The organism is Leptospira yasudae (genome assembly GCF_003545925.1).
Taxonomy (GTDB): Bacteria; Spirochaetota; Leptospiria; order Leptospirales; family Leptospiraceae; genus Leptospira; species Leptospira yasudae.
Map to the genome: position 1 here is coordinate 107,169 of NZ_QHCU01000007.1, position 21,581 is coordinate 128,749.

The 21,581-nt window shown below is 37.5% G+C and carries 21 protein-coding genes; all 21 read left to right on the plus strand.

Going from position 1 to position 21,581, the window contains the following annotated elements:
• The first annotated feature begins 12 nt into the window (after positions 1 to 12).
• The 21 genes from rfbG (at position 13) to DLM76_RS18860 (ending at position 21,511) form a co-directional block, all read left to right on the plus strand.
• Entirely contained in the window at positions 13 to 1,104 is a 1,092-nt protein-coding gene (rfbG, locus tag DLM76_RS18760) for a CDP-glucose 4,6-dehydratase (RefSeq protein WP_118966174.1), read from the plus strand.
• A gap of 1 nt (position 1,105) precedes the next feature.
• Positions 1,106 to 1,561 (plus strand): dTDP-4-dehydrorhamnose 3,5-epimerase family protein, encoded by a 456-nt coding sequence (locus DLM76_RS18765; protein WP_118966175.1) that lies wholly within the window; start codon positions 1,106 to 1,108, stop codon positions 1,559 to 1,561.
• Positions 1,549 to 2,526 (plus strand): SDR family oxidoreductase, encoded by a 978-nt coding sequence (locus tag DLM76_RS18770; protein ID WP_241548303.1) that lies wholly within the window; start codon positions 1,549 to 1,551, stop codon positions 2,524 to 2,526. The genes DLM76_RS18765 and DLM76_RS18770 overlap by 13 nt, the downstream gene beginning before the upstream one ends.
• A 3-nt stretch (positions 2,527 to 2,529) precedes the next feature.
• Positions 2,530 to 3,432, plus strand: a complete 903-nt coding sequence (locus DLM76_RS18775; protein ID WP_118966176.1) for a glycosyltransferase family 2 protein — start codon at positions 2,530 to 2,532, stop codon at positions 3,430 to 3,432.
• A gap of 48 nt (positions 3,433 to 3,480) precedes the next feature.
• On the plus strand, positions 3,481 to 4,623 hold the full coding sequence (locus tag DLM76_RS18780; RefSeq protein ID WP_118966177.1) for an N-acetyl sugar amidotransferase: 1,143 nt from the start codon (positions 3,481 to 3,483) through the stop codon (positions 4,621 to 4,623).
• A complete protein-coding gene (hisH, locus tag DLM76_RS18785; protein WP_118966178.1) occupies positions 4,620 to 5,234 on the plus strand; it encodes an imidazole glycerol phosphate synthase subunit HisH in 615 nt (204 codons plus the stop codon). Before DLM76_RS18780 ends, hisH begins: the two co-directional genes overlap by 4 nt.
• A 3-nt stretch (positions 5,235 to 5,237) precedes the next feature.
• Positions 5,238 to 6,002, plus strand: a complete 765-nt coding sequence (locus tag DLM76_RS18790; protein WP_118966179.1) for an AglZ/HisF2 family acetamidino modification protein — start codon at positions 5,238 to 5,240, stop codon at positions 6,000 to 6,002.
• A gap of 173 nt (positions 6,003 to 6,175) precedes the next feature.
• Positions 6,176 to 7,258 carry a glycosyltransferase family 4 protein gene (locus DLM76_RS18795; protein ID WP_118966180.1) on the plus strand — a complete coding sequence of 361 codons (1,083 nt, stop codon included), beginning with the start codon at positions 6,176 to 6,178 and terminating at the stop codon, positions 7,256 to 7,258.
• 47 nt (positions 7,259 to 7,305) lie between these two features.
• Positions 7,306 to 8,304, plus strand: coding sequence for an NAD-dependent 4,6-dehydratase LegB (locus DLM76_RS18800; protein WP_118966181.1), 999 nt, complete (start codon positions 7,306 to 7,308; stop codon positions 8,302 to 8,304).
• Complete coding sequence (locus tag DLM76_RS18805; protein WP_118966182.1) at positions 8,297 to 9,010, plus strand: sugar phosphate nucleotidyltransferase; 714 nt, start codon at positions 8,297 to 8,299, stop codon at positions 9,008 to 9,010. Before DLM76_RS18800 ends, DLM76_RS18805 begins: the two co-directional genes overlap by 8 nt.
• Positions 9,003 to 9,848 (plus strand): NAD-dependent epimerase/dehydratase family protein, encoded by an 846-nt coding sequence (locus DLM76_RS18810; RefSeq protein WP_118966183.1) that lies wholly within the window; start codon positions 9,003 to 9,005, stop codon positions 9,846 to 9,848. The genes DLM76_RS18805 and DLM76_RS18810 overlap by 8 nt, the downstream gene beginning before the upstream one ends.
• A gap of 57 nt (positions 9,849 to 9,905) precedes the next feature.
• Positions 9,906 to 10,802: a dTDP-4-dehydrorhamnose reductase family protein gene (locus DLM76_RS18815; RefSeq protein ID WP_118966184.1), complete on the plus strand. Its 897-nt coding sequence runs from the start codon at positions 9,906 to 9,908 to the stop codon at positions 10,800 to 10,802.
• Positions 10,795 to 11,805, plus strand: a complete 1,011-nt coding sequence (locus tag DLM76_RS18820) for a polysaccharide biosynthesis protein (RefSeq protein WP_118966185.1) — start codon at positions 10,795 to 10,797, stop codon at positions 11,803 to 11,805. Before DLM76_RS18815 ends, DLM76_RS18820 begins: the two co-directional genes overlap by 8 nt.
• Before the next feature lie 40 nt (positions 11,806 to 11,845).
• Positions 11,846 to 12,925: a non-hydrolyzing UDP-N-acetylglucosamine 2-epimerase gene (wecB, locus tag DLM76_RS18825; RefSeq protein ID WP_346725445.1), complete on the plus strand. Its 1,080-nt coding sequence runs from the start codon at positions 11,846 to 11,848 to the stop codon at positions 12,923 to 12,925.
• A gap of 9 nt (positions 12,926 to 12,934) precedes the next feature.
• Entirely contained in the window at positions 12,935 to 14,134 is a 1,200-nt protein-coding gene (locus tag DLM76_RS18830; protein ID WP_118966187.1) for a glycosyltransferase family 4 protein, read from the plus strand.
• Positions 14,135 to 14,148: 14 nt separating this feature from the next.
• On the plus strand, positions 14,149 to 15,414 hold the full coding sequence (locus DLM76_RS18835; protein ID WP_118966188.1) for a sugar transferase: 1,266 nt from the start codon (positions 14,149 to 14,151) through the stop codon (positions 15,412 to 15,414).
• A 50-nt stretch (positions 15,415 to 15,464) separates the two neighbouring features.
• Positions 15,465 to 16,766, plus strand: coding sequence for an O-antigen polymerase (locus DLM76_RS18840; protein ID WP_118966189.1), 1,302 nt, complete (start codon positions 15,465 to 15,467; stop codon positions 16,764 to 16,766).
• A gap of 252 nt (positions 16,767 to 17,018) precedes the next feature.
• Positions 17,019 to 18,353, plus strand: coding sequence for a flippase (locus tag DLM76_RS18845; protein ID WP_118966251.1), 1,335 nt, complete (start codon positions 17,019 to 17,021; stop codon positions 18,351 to 18,353).
• Between the two features lie 186 nt (positions 18,354 to 18,539).
• Complete coding sequence (locus tag DLM76_RS18850; protein WP_118966190.1) at positions 18,540 to 19,475, plus strand: glycosyltransferase family A protein; 936 nt, start codon at positions 18,540 to 18,542, stop codon at positions 19,473 to 19,475.
• A 124-nt stretch (positions 19,476 to 19,599) separates the two neighbouring features.
• A complete protein-coding gene (locus tag DLM76_RS18855) occupies positions 19,600 to 20,481 on the plus strand; it encodes a methyltransferase, TIGR04325 family (RefSeq protein ID WP_118966191.1) in 882 nt (293 codons plus the stop codon).
• A 7-nt stretch (positions 20,482 to 20,488) separates the two neighbouring features.
• Positions 20,489 to 21,511, plus strand: a complete 1,023-nt coding sequence (locus DLM76_RS18860) for a glycosyl transferase (RefSeq protein WP_118966192.1) — start codon at positions 20,489 to 20,491, stop codon at positions 21,509 to 21,511.
• Positions 21,512 to 21,581: the final 70 nt, after the last annotated feature.

Sequence of the window (21,581 nt, forward strand, 5' to 3'; positions counted from 1 at the left end):
GATTGAGGTCCGATGTACGGAAATATTTATAAGGGAAAAAAGGTATTGATTACCGGGCATACCGGGTTTAAAGGTTCTTGGTTAGTCGCATGGTTGAAAGAACTTGGTGCTGATGTTGCTGGATATTCGGTCGATATTCCGACAAATCCAAGTCATTTCGAGTTGATGAAATTAGAAACCAAGGTTCGTCATTTTTTGGGGGATGTTAGAGATAGAGATAGATTAGCGAACGTAATCGATGAATTCCAGCCGGAGATCATTTTTCATATGGCCGCCCAAGCTTTGGTCAGAGAATCTTACCAAAATCCAATAACCACTTTTGAGATCAATATCATGGGAATGGTGAATCTGTTAGACGTAATTCGTACTAAGACGTTTGTCGAGACCGCAGTATTGATCACAAGCGACAAAGCTTATCGAAATGACGAATGGTGTTGGGGCTATCGTGAAACGGATGTTTTGGCGGGACATGATCCGTACAGCGCATCTAAAAGTTGCGCGGATATAGTAGCTAGTTCTTTCTATCGATCTTTTTTTAAAGATAGTTCAATAAGAGTGGGAATTACTCGAGCCGGTAATGTGATCGGTGGGGGTGATTGGGCAAACGATAGGATCATTCCGGATTGTATTCGTGCCTGGTCTAAGAAAGAAACGGTAACGATTCGAAGTCCTCTCGCAACCAGACCCTGGCAACATGTACTGGAACCGTTGAGCGGGTATCTGAGTTTAGGGGAAAAATTATACAAAAAACAGGGTGGTTTGAACGGAGAGGCGTTTAACTTTGGTCCCGATGCCAACGTGAATGAGACCGTCTTAGAGCTTCTTAAGAAAATAAAATCCATTTGGCCTGATATAAGTTGGGTTGTTCCAGAAGGACAATCCGAAAGTGGAAAGGAAGCTAAACTTTTAAAATTATCCTGCGATAAAGCTTTATTCCATTTGAATTGGAGGCCAGTTCTTAGGTTTGAAGAAACCGTTTCATTTACCGTGGATTGGTATAAAAATTGGATTGATAAAAAGGAAGATATTCTCGCATTCACGAGCGGACAAATCCAATCTTATGTAAAGCTCGCCACCGAGCGCGGTTTGCAATGGGTTCGTTGAGATGAAAGATACGATGATTGAAGGGGTCTTTTTAGCCCCCCTTAAAGAAATCGAAGATCCGAAAGGATCAGTCCTTCATATGCAGAAATGTACGGATGAGGGTTTTACAACATTTGGCGAATGCTATTTTTCCGAAGTAAATCCAGGATCGGTAAAAGCATGGAAAATCCATTCTAAACAAACTCAGAATTTAGCGATTCCTGTGGGTCGAATCCTTTTAGTACTTTACGATCCAAGAGAGACGTCGGCTTCTTTTTCAAAAATTATGGAAATTCAGTTAGGAAGACCGGATGCTTATTATAGAATTAAAATTCCATATGGGATCTACTATGGCTTTCAATGTATTTCTTCCCAGGTAGCATTGATTGTAAACTGTGCCGATATACCCCATGATCCTCAAGAAAGTAAAAAGTTGGATATAAATGATTCTGCAATTCCATATCGATGGAGAAGTTAATCATTAAACTGAGATTGCTTATAACGGGCGCTTCCGGGTATTTAGGCGGACGTATCTTTCAAAATTTCGCTGAAAGACAACAATTCGAAATTAGACTACTTTCCAGAAGTTATTTCAATATAAATGATTTTGATAATGTAGACCTACGATGTATCGATTGGAAAAATTCAACTGATTTAGAAGCAGCGTGCGAAAGAATGGATACGGTAATCCATTTAGCAGGTATGAATGCAGCGGATAGCGTTCAAAATCCCATCGAGGCTTACGAAATAAACGTATTGAATACGATTCGACTTTTAGAAGCGTCGGTACGAAAGGGGGTAAAAAAATTCATTTATTTTTCAACCGCTCACGTTTATTCGAATTCATTAAACGGCGAATTTACGGAAGAAAGTTCCGTGAAAAATTTTCATCCTTATGCTGCCACTCATAAGGCAGCTGAGGATATAATTAGATACTACGCGTCTTTGGGCAAAATTGATTCGTATGTTCTGAGATTGTCCAATGCCTACGGACCTCCAGTTTCCACTCATACCAATTGTTGGAGTTTACTCATTAATGATCTATGTAAACAGGCCGTAACCGATAAAAAACTAGTATTAAAATCGAATGGTCTTCAAAAAAGAGACTTTATATCAATTTCGGACGTTATTCAAGCCCTTGATTTACTCCTAATCGATAAGACCTCCCCAAGTTCCGGAAAAATTTTTAATCTTGGGGGAGATTGGTCGATATCGGTTTGGGAAATGGCGCAACTCATTCGAGATAGAGCAGAAATGATTCTTGGATTTAGACCTTCTTTAGAAAGAAAAGAAGAGGGGAAGCTTGAAGATACAGCAAGTTTTCGCTTTAATATTGAAAAAATAAAGACTTTCGGTTTAAAAATTACGCAAAATAAAATGAAAGAAATCGATGATTTACTTTTCTTTTGTAAACAGCATTTTCAACAAAATATAGAATCTTAAATTATGGAAGAAGTTTTAGTTAGCGTCGTAATCCCCACGTATAATCGTGCTGATGATTTAAAACGGGCGCTAAATTCAATTATCCATCAAACGCATAGAAATTGGGAAATTCTCATCGTTGATAACTCTTCCGTTGACCATACGGATGATATTGTAAAATCTTTTGACGATCCTCGAATACGATTGTTTAAAGTTCATAATCAAGGTGTGGTGGCTGTATCTAGAAACTTAGGGATTCAACGAGCAAAAGGGAAATACATTGCTTTATTGGATTCAGACGATTGGTGGGCTCCAGAGAAATTGGAAACATCCGTTTATTTTTTAGAATCTAAAAATTTCGATTTGGTCTATCACGATTTATATAAGGTTAAATCCCTTTTCCAACACTTTTATTGGAAAAGAGAAAGAACCAGAAAACTAAAACCTCCTATTTTCCAAGATTTGATTATTAACGGAAACGGGATTAATAATTCTAGCGTAGTTGTACGCAAATCTATTATCGATCAAGTTGGGAGTTTAGACGAAGAAGCGGATCTTGTCGCCGGTGAAGATTACGATTTCTGGTTAAGGATCTCCAGGATCACCGATAAGTTTTATAGAATTCCTCGACCTCTTGGATACTATTGGATCGGGGGCGGTAATCTTAGCAATCCGAAGCGTACTTTAAATGTACTTCGTATCTTGCAGAGCAAATATCAATCAGATTTCGACAAATATGTTCTTAATGAGAATCGGACTCCATGGTGGTTTTATAAAACAAGATTCTTGGTTCACTTGTCCCAAGGTAATTTAGAAGATGCAAAAAATGAAGTGTCGTTTCTAAAAGCGGCGTCCTGGCGAGTAAAGTGGAAATACGTTGCTCTATTTCAATTTAAGAGTCTGTTTAGTTTTCTTTGGTTTAAATGAAGTTAGTATTTTTATTCGAATTTTAGATCGTTAATATTGAGAGGCAAAATGCAAAATTTAAAAGAGATTCGGGTGTGCACAAATTGTGCAATGGACACTACTGATCCTAATATCACATTTGATGAAAAGGGCGTGTGCAATCATTGTTTAAACTTTTTCCAGAATATCAAACCGGAATGGGATAAAAAATTAAATACTCCCTCTTTACTGAAGGATATGATAGAAAAGATTAAACTTTCCGGTAAAGGTAAGGATTATGATTGCATTCTTGGGATCAGTGGAGGCGTGGATAGTTCGTACCTCGCTTATTTAGCAAAAGAAAAATTTGGCCTTAGGCCTCTTTTATTCCACGTGGATGCCGGATGGAATTCTCAAGAGGCGGTCAATAACATCGAAAAGATTGTAGACGGTTTAAAATTGGATTTGATAACTGAAGTTGTTAATTGGGAGGAAATGAAGGATCTCCAGTTATCCTTTTTTAAAGCGGGTGTTCCTCACTTAGATACGCCTCAAGATCACGTATTTTTTGCGTCGCTCTACAATTATTGTGCTAAACACGGATTCCAATATATTCTAAACGGCGGTAACTATTCGACTGAATGTATACGCGAGCCCCTTGAGTGGCATTATCATGCTTCCGATTTGAGACAGCTGAAAGACATTCATAAAAAGTTCGGAAAAAGAAAGTTGAAAACCTTTCCTCTTGCCGGAATATTCAAATATAAAATATACTATAGAATATTCAAAAGATTGAAAGTAGTTCAGCCATTGAATTACGTTCCTTATACTAAGGAAGAAGCCATCAGAGAACTGGAAACCAGATTCGGTTGGAAAAGATACAGTCATAAACACTATGAATCGCGATTTACGAAGTTTTACGAGGGGTATTGGCTACCGAATAAATTTGGATACGATAAAAGAAAAGCGCACTACTCTAGCTTGATTCTTACGAATCAAAAAACAAGAGAAGACGCGCTCAAAGAAATCAATCAAAAACCATATGATCAACTTTCCATCTCAAAAGATTTCGATTATATTGCATCCAAGTTGGATATTACTCGAGAAGAGTTGGAAAAGCTGGAACAATTAGAGAATAAATCGTATCGAGATTATAAATCGACAAGTGGTTTGATTAGTCTTGGAACTAAAATATTCAGAATGCTCGGAATCGAAAAAAGGGTCATTCAGTGATTGGAATTTTAGATTACGGAGTCGGAAACCTAAAGGCTTTTGCAAATGTCCTGAAAGGGTTGAATTTTCATTACAAAATCGTTAAAACCGAACAGGAACTTAAGAGCTGTGAAAAGATCATTATGCCTGGTGTGGGCTCTTTCGATAGTGTGATGGATAAGTTGACCGAATCCGGTATAAAAGATGTGCTCTCCGATCTGGTAATAAATAAAAAGATTCCGGTACTCGGAGTATGTGTGGGAATGCAAATACTAGCCTCTTCAAGTGAAGAGGGAACTAAATCCGGACTGGGTTGGATAGAAGGAAGGGTGAAAAAATTTAGTTTTGATCCATCCCATTCTTACCTTACGATTCCGCAGATTGGCTGGAATGAAGTCAGATCAACGAGAGAGAATCGACTTTTAACAGACTTGGAGAAACATCCGCGTTTTTATTTTTTACATTCTTATTATATGGAATGCCATGATAAGAAGGATGTTATTGCTACTGCGGATTACGGTGGGGATTTTGCATGCGCTGTCAATCGCGAGAATATCTACGGAACTCAGTTTCATCCCGAAAAAAGCCATCACAATGGAGTCGCATTAATCCGAAACTTTGCAAGTTTATAATATATGTTAAGACCTCGAATTATACCAGTGTTACTATTACAAGAAAATGGATTAGTCAAAACGACTAAGTTCGGCGATGAAAGATATATCGGAGATCCTTTAAATGCCGTTAGAATTTTTAACGAAAAAGAAGCGGATGAACTTGCGGTGTTGGACATATCGGCGAGTAAGGAAGGGAAAGAGCCGAATTATCGTTTGATCGAGCGTCTTGCTAACGAATGTAGAATGCCTCTCTGCTACGGCGGTGGAATTAAGAATTTAGATCAGGCGAATCGAATTTTAAGTTTTGGTGTAGAAAAAATTATCGTAAGTTCTCTTGCGATTGAAAATCCGAAAATGATATCGACGATGGCTGCGTATTTAGGAAGTCAGAGTGTAGTCGTTGCTATTGATTTTAAGAAGGCAATGCTGTCTCGAAAATATGAAGTTATGATTCATAACGGAACGAAAAAAACGGGAAAGCATCCGGAAGATTTAGTCAAGGAAGTTATAGAATTAGGGGCCGGTGAAATTTTACTGAATTCTATTGATCGGGATGGGACGATGAGCGGTTATGAAATCGAAATCATTAAAAAAATTCGAAACATTTGTACGGTCCCCATTACTGTTCTCGGTGGGGCGGGTTCACTGGATCACATTAAGAATTTGATCCAAGAGTTAGGAATTATAGGTGTTGCTGCAGGCAGCCTTTTTATTTATAAGGGAATACATAAAGCAGTATTAATCAATTATCCAAATGGAAAGGATAAAGAGGTTTTATTTTCATAAAAATCGGAAGTGGTTTTTACCCTAACCAAGTATGGATTTTTAACGCGTTGATCTCGCATTATGTATTTTCTAACTCGTTTTTGGCCCGTGAAAGTATATTCGTTTTTAATGCTAAAAAGGGAATCCGCTAACTACTGCTGAATTAAATCGTCTTTGTTTATTTAATAGTGCATATGAAAGTTTTATATATAGCCCCTCTTCCTCCACCAATCAATGGACATTCCTTGGTAAGTAAGGAATTTTACGATAGTATCTCTACTAATCATAATGTCGAAGTTATCAACTTAAGAAAACAAAGTTTAAAAGAAGGAATGGATTCAATACAAAGATTGATTGAAATCTTTAAGGTTTTGATTCGGACTTTTTTTAAGAAATCGAAATCGGATGTTGTCTATTTTACGATTTCTGAATCGCTCGCTGGAAATCTAAAGGATCTTTTGATCTATATTATTTGTTTTAGTTTACTTTCAAAGATGTATATCCATTTACATGGAGGTAGTTTAAAGAGGCTCTTATTCGATAAGTATCCCTGGGTATTCCGGCTCAATAGGTTTTTTATCAAAAGAGTCGGAGGAGTGATTCTCTCGGGAGATTCTCATTTGGAAATTTTCGAAACTTTTGTGGATCGTAAGAAAATTTCGATTGTTCCCAACTTTGCGCAGGATTATCTTTTCCTTTCCGAAAATGAAATTCGACGGAAATTTGAAAAAACGAGTCCTATTAGATTATTGTTTATCAGTAATATGATTCAGCTCAAAGGATATCTGATATTGCTGGAAGGTTTTCTCGCAATGGAAGCCGACCTTCAGAAAAAATACTACCTTGAGTTTGCAGGAAGATTTGATACAGACGAAGAAAGATTGATTTTCGAAGAAAAAATCAAAGTTAATAAAAGCATCCATTATCATGGGTTGATCGACGATTCTAAAAAGAAGGAGTTATTCGAAAAGGCGCATGTTTTTTGTTTACCTACTATGTTTTTTGAAGGTCAGCCGATCTCCATCCTAGAAGCTTATGCTTCCGGTTGCGCGGTAATCACGACCGGTCAGAGCGGAATTTTGGATATTTTTACAAACAGAATAAACGGGTTTCAAATTCAGGAGAATTCAAGTGAATCAATAACAAAAATTCTTTCTGAATTGATTTTGAAAAAAGAAAATCTATTAAGAATTGCGTTGAATAACAACAAATCTGCGACGGAGAAATATAGAGTGGCTACATACACTTCCAATCTTCAGAACGTGATGGGCTTATAATCCGATTCCTAAATTCATTCGATGAATAAAATAACGAGGTTTTTCCTTTGAAAAAAATATTAGTTACCGGCGCCGATGGCTTCATCGGCTCTCATTTGACTGAAGCGTTGGTCAGATCTGGATTTGAGGTAAAAGCGTTCGCCTATTATAATTCTTTTAATACTTGGGGATGGTTAGATTATTGCTCCGAAGACGTCAAGGGCAAATTCGAAGTTTTTACCGGCGACGTGCGCGATCCGAACGGTGTAAGAACGGCGATGTACGGTATGGATGCAGTGTTGCATTTAGCGGCTCTTATCGGCATCCCATATTCTTATCATTCTCCGGACACCTACGTGGATACGAATATCAAAGGAACTTTGAACATATTGCAAGCCGCGAGGGATTTAAATTTAAGTAAGGTTATACATACATCTACCAGCGAGGTTTATGGGACCGCTCAATTTGTTCCCATCACAGAGGACCATCCTCTGAAAGGACAATCTCCGTATTCGGCAAGTAAGATCGGGGCTGACCAGTTGGCTTATTCTTTTTATTCTTCCTTTTCGACGCCTGTGATTATCGTTCGGCCATTCAATACCTATGGTCCTCGTCAGTCGGCAAGAGCGATCATTCCGACTGTAATTACTCAGTTGTTGAGCGGAAAGACAAAAATTCAACTGGGTTCTACAAGCCCAACTCGAGACTTTAATTACGTGACCGATACCATTAACGGTTTTATTTCCGCTTTAAATTCTAAACAAGGACTTGGGGAAGTCATTAATATCGGTAACGGTTTCGAAATTTCTGTCGGTGATACAGTTAAACTCATCGCAAACATTATTGGTAAGGATGTGGAAATTATTTCTGATACCAATCGGATTCGTCCCGAAAAGAGTGAAGTAGAGCGGCTCTGGGCTGCGAATCAAAAAGCAAAGGACTTGCTAGGTTGGCAGCCGGCGTATAACGGTTTGGAAGGATTTAGGCGCGGACTGGAAGAGACCATTGAATGGTTTAAAAAACCCGAGAATTTAAAAGGGTATAAGGCAGAGGTGTACAATGTCTAAAAGGGCGATTATTTTAGCGGGAGGCAAGGGAACTCGATTGCGTCCCTATACTACCGTACTTCCTAAACCGCTTATGCCCATCGGGGAATATCCAATTCTCGAAGTTATCGTGAAACAGTTAGTAAATTCCGGCTTTACGCATATTACGATGGCGGTGAATCACCAAGCTCAGTTGATCCAAGCTTTTTTTCAGGATGGAAGTAAATGGAATACGAAGATTGATTATTCATTGGAAGATAAACCTCTCGGTACGATGGGTCCTTTAAAACTGATTTCGGATTTGCCGAATGATTTTTTGGTGATGAACGGCGATGTGCTTACGGATATAAATTTTTCCTTATTTCATAAGACACATGTTGAATCGAAATCTATCTTTACGATCTCTTCCAAAAAAAGAAAACAGTTAATCGATTATGGAGTTTTGCAAACCGATTATCAAGGTTTTTTAACGGGATTTCACGAGAAGCCTGCTCAAGATTACGAAGTGAGCATGGGTGTATATATGGTAAATCACGCGGCCTTGGATTATATTCCCAAAGACAGCGTCTTCGGTTTTGACAATCTGATGCTTAAACTAATCGAAATCAATAAACCGATTTCGGTATTACCCCACGGTGGTTATTGGTTGGATATTGGGCGCCCGGATGATTACGAAAGAGCGATCGATGAATTTGAAATCATGAAAGATACCTTATTTCATGATTGACGTATTGATTTCCGGGAGTTCCGGATTTATCGGCAAACCTTTGGTCGAAAAATTTCGTAATCAAGGATTATCTGTTTTCGGTTTGGATAGAAAGGAAGGGGACGTTGCCGATCCGTTGACTTGGTCGAAGTTGCCCGAAGCGAAATCAGTTATACATTTGGCAGGTCAAACATACGTTCCCGATAGTTGGAAAGACAGCCGCTCTTTTCTTAACTCCAATGTAATGGGGACCCAAAATGCTCTTGATTACGCATCAAAGTGTAATGCGCAGTTCGTATTTATTAGCGCTTATCTGTATGGTAGGCCTGAAACACTTCCCATTTCTGAGACGCATCCGGTCACACCGAATAATCCGTATGCTTTGTCCAAACATTTAGCAGAACAGCTTTGCGAATTCTACTCTAAGTTTAAGAAAACGGACATTAAAGTTTTAAGATTATTTAATGTTTATGGCCCAGGTCAGAGAGAGGATTTTTTGATTCCTACGATTCTGAAACAAATCAAAATAAAGAAAGAGATTCATGTGTTGGATTTGTTTCCCAAAAGGGATTTCGTCTATTTAGAAGACGTATTAAATTCGATCTCTTCAGCCCTTTCTCCTATGGGAGGATTTCATACATTTAATATCGGTTCCGGAATTTCTTATTCAGTAGAAGAGGTTATATCGATTGCTCAAGAAATCGCCTGCACAAATTTACCCGTCGTATCTGCCGCGAAGGAAAGGAAGGAAGAAATTTCGAACGTAGTTGCTGATATTTCCAAAGCAAAAGCGATGTTAGGTTGGGAACCTGTTTGGTCGTTTCGAAACGGTTTGGCTGAAATATTAAAGGCCTTATGATTTTTTAGCGACGTAGCTGAGATTAAATTAGCTGAATAAGGAAATTTGAATCATATCATGTTGTCACAGAAAAAAATATTGGTTTTAGGCGCCTCAGGTATGTTAGGAAACGCCGCATTTCGCATTTTATCGGAAAATTCGGAGTTTCAGGTTCGGGGAACTATTCGAAGTGGTGAATATCTTCGATTCTTTACAAAGACTGAATCAGAAAGAATCATATCCAACGTAGACGTTTTGAATGACGATGAATTGATTCGTCTATTTTCGAACGTAAGGCCGGACGTGGTAGTTAATTGTGTGGGGATTATTAAGCAACAAAAGTTAGCAAAAGATCCGCTTGCGGTTCTACCCATCAATTCTCTTCTACCTCATAGGCTTTCCAATCTGTGCAAATTGATCGGTGCCAGGTTGATCTTAACCAGTACTGATTGTGTGTTTGACGGCAAAAAGGGAAATTATACGGAAACAGATATTCCTGATGCGGATGATTTATACGGAAGATCCAAGTTGATTGGAGAGATCGGAGACCAGTCCCATGTATTTACGATACGGACATCAATCATTGGTCACGAGCTGAATTCAAATTACTCCTTGGTCGACTGGTTTTTATCACAGGAAGGAGAGGTAAAAGGATACAAGAAAGCTATTTTTTCCGGATTTCCTTCGATTGAAATTGCGGAAATCATAAAAAATGTGATTATCCCCAATTCGAAACTCCATGGACTTTATCATATATCTTCCAATCCTATTTCTAAATTCGATCTTTTAGCTTTAGTTGGAGAAATTTACGGAAGAAACAATAAAATCTCGGAGAGTGAAGAAGTAATAGTGAACCGTTCGCTCGACTCGACGAAATTTAAGAAAGAGACTTCCTATGAACCTCTGCCTTGGCGAGAATTAATACTTTTGATGAAAAAATACAAAGAACAATATTTGGACAGCGCACATGTTTGATGATAAAATATTAATGATTACCGGTGGTACGGGGTCCTTCGGAAATACCGTTTTAAAACGTTTTTTAGGTACGAACGTAAAAGAGATACGTATCTTTAGTAGAGACGAAAAGAAACAAGAAGATATGCGGATATCCTTATCCAACGAAAAAGTGAAGTTCTACATTGGTGATGTTAGGGATTACGATAGTATATTTCAGGCGACCATTGGAGTAGATTATATCTTTCATGCTGCTGCTTTAAAACAAGTTCCGTCCTGCGAATTTTATCCAATGGAAGCGATTAAAACGAACGTGATTGGTACGGAGAATGTCCTTAATGCGGCGATCGCGAATCGAGTCCAAAAAGTCGTCTTGTTGAGCACTGATAAAGCGGTTTATCCTATCAATGCAATGGGAATATCCAAAGCGATGGCGGAAAAATTATTAGTCGCGAAATCTCGGACTGTACCGGAAGGGGGAACCGTGCTTTGCGCTACTCGCTACGGGAACGTTATGGCCTCCCGTGGTTCTGTGATTCCTCTTTTTATAGAGCAGCTTAAAAAGAATCTTTCTTTGACCGTAACGGATCCAAATATGACGCGATTTTTAATGTCCTTGGAGGATTCAGTAGATTTAGTGCTACACGCTTTCAATCATGGACAACAAGGCGATATATTTATACAGAAATCTCCTGCTTCTACCGTACAGGATTTGGCGGAAGCATTAATAGAAATATTCAAAAAAGATAATAAAATATCTGTTATCGGCACAAGGCACGGTGAAAAACTTTACGAGTCTTTGGTTTCCAGAGAAGAGATGGCTAAGGCGGACGATATGGGGCGTTATTATCGAATTCCTGCGGATAATCGGGATTTAAACTATAATAAGTATTTTGTAGAAGGGGAACAAAAGGTCTCCCAATTGGACGATTATACTTCGCACAATACGAAACGATTGAATGTTTCGGAAATTAAGGAGCTATTGCTAAAATTAGACTACATTCAGGAGAATTTGAGTGCTTAAGGTAATGACAATCGTAGGCACTCGACCCGAACTTATCAAAATGAGCAGGGTAATCGCCGAGCTGGATCGAAATTTTGATCATGTTTTGGTTCATTCGGGTCAAAACTACGATTACGAACTTAACCAAGTTTTCTTTGAGGATCTTGAAATCCGTAAGCCGGATTATTTTTTAAACGCAGCCGTTGGATCGGCGGCAGCTACTATTGCACAGATACTATTGAAAGCGGACGAGGTATTTGAAATTGAAAAACCTGATGCCCTGCTTTTATACGGAGATACGAACACTTGTCTTGCGGTTATTCCTGCCAAAAGGAGGAAGATTCCGATTTTTCACATGGAGGCGGGGAATCGTTGTTTCGATCAGCGAGTACCTGAGGAATTAAATCGTAAGGTTGTGGACCACTTGAGCGATATTAATATGGTGCTAACCGAACATGCGAGGCGTTATCTTTTAGCGGAAGGAATTAAAGCGGAGACGATCATAAAAACCGGTTCGCACATGGATGAGGTGCTCGAATATTATAAAGAAAATATAGAGAAATCGCAAATACTCAATGAACTCTCTTTAGAAAAAAATAAATTCTTCATAGTGAGTTCTCATAGAGAAGAGAATGTTGATACTAACGAGAATCTATTAAATTTATTGGAATCTTTGAATGCAATCTGCGAACAATATGGATTTCCCGTAATCGTTTCCACACATCCGAGAACCCGAAAGAAACTTGAGGACTTAAAGGAAGTTAAGATGAATCCGCTCATTACGTTTTTGAAACCATTCGGTTTTTTGGATTATGTAAAGTTGCAGATGTCAGCATTCTGCATTCTTTCTGATAGCGGCACTATCACGGAAGAGGCATCTCTATTGAATCTTACGGCAATTACGATTCGCAACACACACGAGCGACCGGAAGGGATGGATGTCGGTACTTTGATTATGAGCGGTCTTTCCAAAGAAAGGGTTCTTGAATCTATTCGAATCGTAGTTAATCAACGTCAAAACGGAATTCGGAATACTAGAGTTGTCGACGATTATTCCGTAGGGCAGGTTTCAAAAAAAATCGTTTCAATTGTTCAAAGTTATACAGATTATATCAATCGAACCGTTTGGCATAAAAGTTAGAACCCAAAAATGAGAATTTGTATTGTAGTAGATGATTATCTTCCGGAAAGTATGAAAGTCGCTGCAAAAATGATGCATGAGCTCGCAGTAGGTTTAAAATCTGTGGGGCATGAAGTGACAGTGATAACGCCAGGAATCGGGGTATCCTTTTCTTTCAAAGTAGACGAATTCGATGGGTTGAAAGTGCTTCGGTTTTATTCTGGCCCTATTAAAAATATTTCCAAAGTCAGAAGATTGATTAACGAGATTCTTCTGTCCTGGCGTTCTTGGAAAACTTTGAAAGGTTATCTTGTTTCCAATCCGCATGATTTCATAATTTACTATTCACCTTCGATTTTTTGGTTTGGATTAATCAGAAAGTTAAAGCAAATTTGGAATGCTCCAGCTTACTTAATTCTCAGAGACTTATTTCCTCAATGGGTTGTCGATGCCGGATTGATTAAGGAAAATGGTATTATCACCGCCTTTTTAAGATATTGCGAGAAGAAGAATTATAAAGTTGCGGATAGAATCGGTGTTCAATCTCCGGCCAACGAAAGATGGTTTTTAGAAAAGCACGGAGAGTTTAAGAATGTGCAAGTCCTGTACAATTGGGCCTCCTCTTTACGTTTTCAAAATTCTCAAATCCAATTTAGAGAGAAATTGAAATTGCAGAATAAGATTGTATTCTTTTACGGCGGAAACCTCGGACAAGCTCAGGACATGATGGCCATTTTGCGTTTGGCAAAACGAATGAGTTCGCATAATGAAGCGCATTTTCTATTGGTCGGGGCCGGCGATGAATTCGAGTTAGTTGAAAGGAAAATTGCAACCGAAAATATTTCCAATGTAACATTGATGAGTGCTGTTCCGCAGGAAGAATATAAAAAGATGCTTTCGGAGTTTGACATTGGCCTATTTACTCTGAATGGAAAACATAGAACGCATAATTTTCCGGGAAAAATTTTAGAATATATGGCACAGGGAAAACCGATTCTCGGTTCCATCAATCCTGGTAATGATTTACAAGAAGTCATACAAAGCGGGAAAGCAGGTTTCGTTTCCGTTTCTGGCGAAGATGATCTTTTCTACCGGAATGCATTGCAGCTTTTGGACAAGAATATTCGTGAGAAATGCGGTAAGAATTCTGAAATCTTACTAAGATCAAAGTTTTCTGTTGATTCCGCGATTTCAGCTATTTTAAGAACTTCCGAAAATCAGCTTAACTAAAAACCAAATTTTATATGTACGTAAGACGGCATTCTCGGATACACGAACAAATCTTATTGAGTAATACTTTCCAGCTGATAGTTGGAGGTATGCTCATCGTCGTAATCACCGTGATTCCAAAGTGGGGTATTTCATTTTGGAAAACGATCGATTCGAATAGTATAAATACATTGATCGGTGTCTTGATAGCATTTGCCATTTTGACAAGTTCTCTAAGAAAATTATTCAAATATCCGGGTGCGCAATCATCGGCGTATATTCTGCCATATACGGCAATCATCTACAGTATGATGTTGGTGATTTATCTTTTGATTCGTATTGAGTATTCTGTTCAAGGTCTGCTTTTAGGGGTTATAGTCAATCTTGCCTGGTGTTACGTAGGTTATTTCCTCGGTCATCGATATAGAAAACAGAGATTTGCACTGATTCCTGTAGGAGAAGCCCTTGAGTTTCAAGATGTACATGGAACCGAATTCGTTTTTTTGAAAAAACCGGATCTTGAAAAGCAGCGGTTCGATGGCGTTGTTGCTGACTTAAGATCAAGGGATCTTTCTCCAGATTGGGAAAAATTTTTGGCAAGGTGTACTCTTTCGCGAATTCCAGTTTATCACACGAAACAAATTATTGAATCTTTGACTGGACGAGTTAAAATTGATCATTTATCGGAAAACGAATTTGGCACGTTGCTTCCATCAAGATTTTATGAAAGATTGAAGCGTTTAATCGATTTCGTAGCTGCGATCATTTTAATTCCAATATTGACCCCTGTCTTCATTGCTACTTCAATTTTGATCCGTTTAGAAAGTCGAGGTTCAGCTTTCTTTTTGCAGCGAAGAATGGGATTCAGGGGAAGACCTTTTACCGTGATAAAATTCAGAACTATGTCTTTGGATATTAAAGGAAAAGGTTTTACCGAAGGGGAAGACGATCCTCGTATTACTAAGTTAGGTAAATTGTTGCGAAAATATCGGATCGACGAGCTTCCCCAGGTATTCAACGTTCTCAAAGGTGAAATGAGTTTTATCGGTCCTAGGCCCGAATCGATGGAACTTTCAGATTGGTATGAAAAGGATGTTCCTTTTTTCGCATATAGACACGTTGTGCGACCGGGGATTTCCGGATGGGCGCAGGTGGAACAAGGTTATGCAGCGGAAGTGGACGGAATGAAATTGAAACTCGAATACGATTTTTATTATATTCAAAGATTTTCACTTTGGCTTGATATTTTGATTTTTTTTAAGACTTTAAAAACAATTTTTACCGGTTTTGGATCTCGTTGAAGATCGTTGTTAGATAAAAATGAAGAATTAAATGGCTGTAAGGTAGAAGAATGTCGATTATAATCGCAATAACAGGACTATTGAATATAATGTTTTTGTATTTATTTGCGAGAAAAACAAGTCCTGTCTTGATTTTAATGCAGATTTACTGGTTTTTTTGGATGTTCTTATCTTCGTTTTCACTTACCGGATTACAGATTCCAACAGGTAAAACTTATTTTCTATACATATTGATGCTAACATCCGTTACGCTCGGCTCCGGATTGTTTTCTCTGCATACATTTATATCGAAAAGGAAAATTAAGCCGAAGTTTATTTCGATCCTTAAGATCGCAAATAAAAGGAAAGAAAAATATTATTTTATTTTTTTATGTCTTTTTATTTCTCCGATTGTGACGTTTTTCTTTTTGAAGTCATTGTATATTCAATTTTTAACCAATGAATCGATGCCTTCCGATTATCGAAGTATGGCTTTTGGTCTTTTTGGGGAATCGATTTTATTCGGGAAAAATATATATTTATATTATTACGCTTCTATAATTCAGCCATTGTTGTACGCTTCGCTTTTTTTAGGCGTAGCCTTCTTGCTTAGATATAAGAAAAAACGAATTCTTCTTTTTGCTTTCTTTTTAGTCGCTATGGATACGTTGATGTTGTTGGGTAGATTCGGGTTTTATTATATTTTAATAATTCTTGTGTTGATTCTGGTTATAGTAATTTTTAGAAACCCGAAAGCAATTTTCGGGTCTGTAGCGGTAAAAGCAACTTTAGTTTCCATTCTTTTGATTGTGCTTTTTGTGTTTACTCTGGGATATATGAGAAGCGCAAAGAGGACATTTAATTTTTCGGAATTTGTGAATGTTTACATAATTGACTATCATACAGAATCATTTTCGATGTTTGACCATGAGTTAAAGGAAGAAAGTTCTACTTTGCATCAAAGAACGTATGGAAGAACCTCTTTGGGGGGTATTGAAAGAATGGTAACTTTTGCCCTAAATAGAGTATTTAAAACGAGCATTCCGGCCGAAAGTAATTTGTTAGGCGAGAATTTGCATAAATCGAGGTTGCTTGGATACACATTCGATGGAAAAGAGAAATACTACAATGCCTTTGGATCGGTGCTTTTCAATCTGTATAAGGACGGTGGAATCGTATTTATAATTTTTATGGGAATTCTTTTTGGGTATTTGGTATCGAAATACTCGGCTTCATTTATTTCTTTAAACGCGTATTCTTTGTCTATGCTTGCGGCATTGTTCTTTATAGGTATTTTCGGGATATTTAAGCCGATTTTGAGTGAATCACTGCAAATGACTATTTTGTTTCTGATTGTCTTTTGGCGCTTATAGGACTCCTTCAAGATTCAATAATGTGAATCGAAGTATTTGCGATCTTCCTTTCATTTTCGTTTTTGAAAGTTGAGTAGATGTATAAAAATATGGATTTACATTTTGAAGGAAACGAGACTGCTTAATAGCCCTTGAAGTTGGAACAAATTAAGGGTTATTGATTTGTGCTGGCAGTTTAGCTGCATCTTACCTTTAAGCATATTGTAATATGTTGAGTTTATAATAAATTATTCTATTTTTAATCGTTTGGAAATTATACAGAAAATATATAAACGTTATCCAAATCTTCCGAAAATTCTGCACAACAGCGGTTGGCTTTTCTTTGATAAGATATTTCGTATGGGAATGGGGATGTTCCTTGGTGTTTGGATCGCTAAATATTTGGGTCCGGATAATTACGGTAAGCTGAATTATGTGGTGGCATTCGTTGCGTTGGTCGGTAGTTTTACCAACCTGGGCTTAGATGGAATTGCAGTTCGAGAACTGATCAGGGACAAAACGGTTAAGGACGAAATCATATCGACTTCGTTTGTTTTACAATCAGGTGCGGGGCTTCTGGCGTATATAATAGCGATTTTGCTCGTTACGGTTCTAAGGCCCGCAGAATCCGATATCTTTTGGATGACTTTGATTGTCGGCTTTACATTAAGCTTTCGGGCGATTGGGGTAGTGAAATATTGGTATGAATCGCAAGTTTTATCAAAGTATCTTGTTTGGCTCGATAACGGTCTGTTTCTTCTATTTTCCGTGATTAGAATTTTTTTGATATTGAAAGGTTTTACTGTTATCGCTTTCGTATGGGCAGGATTCGTGGAATCCACGATTAGTTTGTTCGGCTACTATTTAATGTACAAATATCACAAGGGCGCGTTATCGATTCGACATGCCAATTGGCAACGAGCTCGTTCATTGATACATGATAGCTGGATGCTTTTATTATCGGGCCTTGCAATTATTGTCTACATGCGTATTGATCAAGTAATGATCGGTCAAATATTGGGAGACGAAGCTGTCGGTGTTTATACTGCGGCTGTAAAGATCAGTGAAGTTTGGTATTTCATTCCGACTGTAATCGCTTCTTCCGTTTTACCGTCACTGTTGAAAGCGAAAGAATTTAATCAAAAGGTTTATCTTGAACGTATCGCTCTGCTTCATTCTCTTATGTTTATAATATCGTTGCTTATCGCTATTCCGATGACCTTCCTGTCTGGCCCGATTATTGATTTTCTTTTTGGCGATGACTTTTCCGAGGCGGGACTCATACTGGCGATTCATATTTGGGCCGGAATTTTTGTTTTTTTAGGGATTGCAAGTAGTCGATATTTTCTTACTGAAAATTTACAAAGGGTAGATTTATATAAAAGTATTGTAGGTTGTTCGTCGAATATAGTTTTGAATTTTATTTTGATTCCTATGTATGGAGTGAAAGGAGCCGCAATCGCTACCGTAATTTCGCAATTTGCTGCAAGTGTACTTTTCAACGTTTTCTTGAAAAGAACCCGTGAAATATTTTTCATTCAGATGAAATCGATTCTTTTTTGGAACCTATTTCGAAAATGGAAACATTTACGAAAATCACTTGGATGACATTAAGTTAGTTTCAATCAGACTTTTTTGGATTATAAAAACGGAACGATCGAAAACGCAGTCTAAAAGATTGATCTTGACGATTCTTTTGAGAATTTTTTCTTTTCAATGTTACCATACAAAAAGAAATTCAAGGTTGGTGGTATTTCCTCAGTGGACTTAACAAAGGAAAAGGTTTGAGTATTCATGAAATTAGCACCGATTGCACTTTTCGTTTATAACCGGCCACAGCATACAAAGATTACCATTGAAGCTCTATTAAAGAACGGTTATGCAGATAAATCGGAGCTTTTCGTTTTCTGCGACGGACCAAAAAACGATAGCCAATTGAATAAAATCAATGAAGTCAGAGCTGTTGCCAAAAATGTTGTTGGCTTTAAAAGCGTTACGATCATTGAAAAAGAACAAAACAACGGTTTGGCCAATTCGATTATTTCCGGAGTTTCTGAATTAATCGAAAAATACGGGAAGGTAATCGTTTTAGAAGATGATATGACTACGTCTCCTTTTTTCTTGACATACATGAATCAGGCTTTGGAAAAATATGAAAGTGAAGATCGAGTGATTTCTATTCATGGATATCGTCTCCCTATCCATGGAAATACTCCTGAAACTTTCTTTCTTAGAGGCGCTGATTGCTGGGGGTGGGGGACTTGGAAAAGAGGTTGGGATTTATTCGAAAGGGATGGGCAGAGACTTTTGAATGAACTATATTCGAAAAAGATAACGTATGATTTCGATATGAAAGGGGCATACCCTTATACTCAGATGCTTACTGACCAAGTTTCAGGTAAAAATGATTCCTGGGCGATTCGTTGGCATGCTTCCGCCTTTTTAAGGGATAAATTAACGTTATATCCCGCGAGATCCTTAATACTAAATATCGGATTGGATACTTCCGGAACTCATTGCGAGGCAACGGATGAATTTGATGTGGAATTGAGTCGGGTTCCGATTCGATTGGAAACGATAAAAATCGAAGAGAATTTGTTTGCTAAAAACTTATTCCGAGATTATTACAGAAATCGTAAAAGACGATTAATTTCAGAAAAAATTACGAAATTGTTTCATCGTTATTTACATTATCTCACCAAACCTTTCGATCTATTAAAGGTTAAGTAAATTTTTGGAATTAACTGCTTCAAGAAGCGCTTGTCGAAATTAGTATGATGAAGAAACGAAGATTTCCCTGAAGCCGATGAATTTTGGGATAGCACGCCATTTGTTTTGATCGCTGGGTGATATTATGTTTATTCAATATTTAAAAAAAATAATTATATACCTTTTTCCTCCTGTCGTATTGGATTTCATCAAATTCTTTCTAAGAACTTTCAAACAACTGACGGCGAAATTTGGAATTATCGATAAAGTAAATATTCTCCAATATGGATTTAATGGAATATTTCATACTTGGGAAGAGGCAGCGAATCTATGCGGTTCCTATGATTCTAAGGTAATTCTTGAAAAATGTAAAAATTCCCTTTTGAAAGTCAAGCGTGGCGCTGCAGTGTATGAAAGGGATTCTGTTATCTTCGATGAGATTCAATATTCCTGGCCTTTACTGGCAAGCTTGATGTATGTTGCCGCTAAATCCGACGGTGAGCTGAAGATATTAGACTTTGGGGGATCTTTAGGAAGTAGCTACTATCAGAATCGACTTTTTCTGAAGGGGATCAAGAATGTATCTTGGAATATTGTCGAACAAGAAGAATTCGTTAAAGAGGGAAAATTAAATTTTCAAGATGAGAATTTGTTTTTTTATGAAAGTATAGATTCTTGCATTCAAGAACGCAATATTAACGTTTTTCTTGCGTCAAGTTCGCTGCCTTATATTAAGGATCCTTTTAGTCTTATAAAAACTATCATTAAATATGATTTTCCTTATATTCTTATAGATCGAACCTATTTTATAGATTTGCCCAAATCGATTGTGTCCGCTCAGAGAGTTCCTTCTGAAATTTATGAAGCGTCTTACCCTGCTTGGTTTTTTAATTTTAGTGAATTCGTAAACGCTTTTTCGGGTAAATATAAAATGATCACCACTTTCGACAGCTATTTGCAAGCCTCAAGTCGTTTGAATTCAGTCACGACGAGAGAAATGGGAATGTTTTTCGAAATTAAGAAGTAAGAAGCGAATGAAATACCTTTGTACATTATTTGATTCTAATTATTTGCCGCTCGGATTATCTTTATACGATTCGATTAAACGTCATTTCGGTAATTTTCATCTTTGGATTCTTGCTATGGATGATAAGTCATATTCCTTTTTAAAGGAGCTTTCTTTGACGAACGTTACAGTCCTTGCTTTAAGCGATGTCGAAGCAGAAGATGTGTTAACCGCAAAAAACAATCGGACTTGGCAAGAATACTGTTGGACTTTGAGTCCGGTTTTGCCTTCCTTTATTTTAAATCGTAACTCGGACATTGACCATATAACATATCTTGATTCCGATATTTATTTTTACTCGGATCCCAAGCCGATATATGATGAAATCGGTGAAAATTCAGTTATGATTATTCCGCATCGTTTCCCGGATCGTTTGAAGCACCTGGAAACAAACGGAATTTATAATGTCCAAATGGTATATTTCAAGCGCGATGAGATCGGAATGAAATGTTTGAATCGATGGCGGGAGCAATGTATTGAATGGTGTTATTCAAGACTGGAGACAAATCGTTTCGGAGATCAAAAATATTTAGATGTATGGCCTCAAACTTATGAAAGAGTTTGTGTTTTAAAAAACGAGCAATCGGGGGTTGCGCTCTGGAACATTGAGAGATACGATGTCAAGCTAAGAAACGAGGCGATTTTAATTGATGGGCTTCCTTTAATATTTTATCATTTTCACATGTTTAAGTTCTATTCAGGCAGTATATATAGCACAGGTGTTACCGCTTACAATTTGAATTTTATCAATATGGAATCCATCTATATGACTTATGTGGATCAAGTCGTGGACGTCGTAATTAGATACAAGCTAAAATTGAAAAAGTTAAATGTATTCGAGATTTTTGCGCTGATTGATCGCAGAAATTTTTATGCGACTTCTTATTTTACTAAATTGTTTTGGGAAACTTTTCTTTTTGGTTTCGTAAGAGTAAAAAGGTTTGTTGCATGTATTTATACTCTTTTGAGAAAAGTTTATTTGAATGCTTAGCTCGAACACGTAGTTAGAGTATTTTAGATATATGATATCATGAGTTTGTAAAAAGTGTTTTATTGAAATG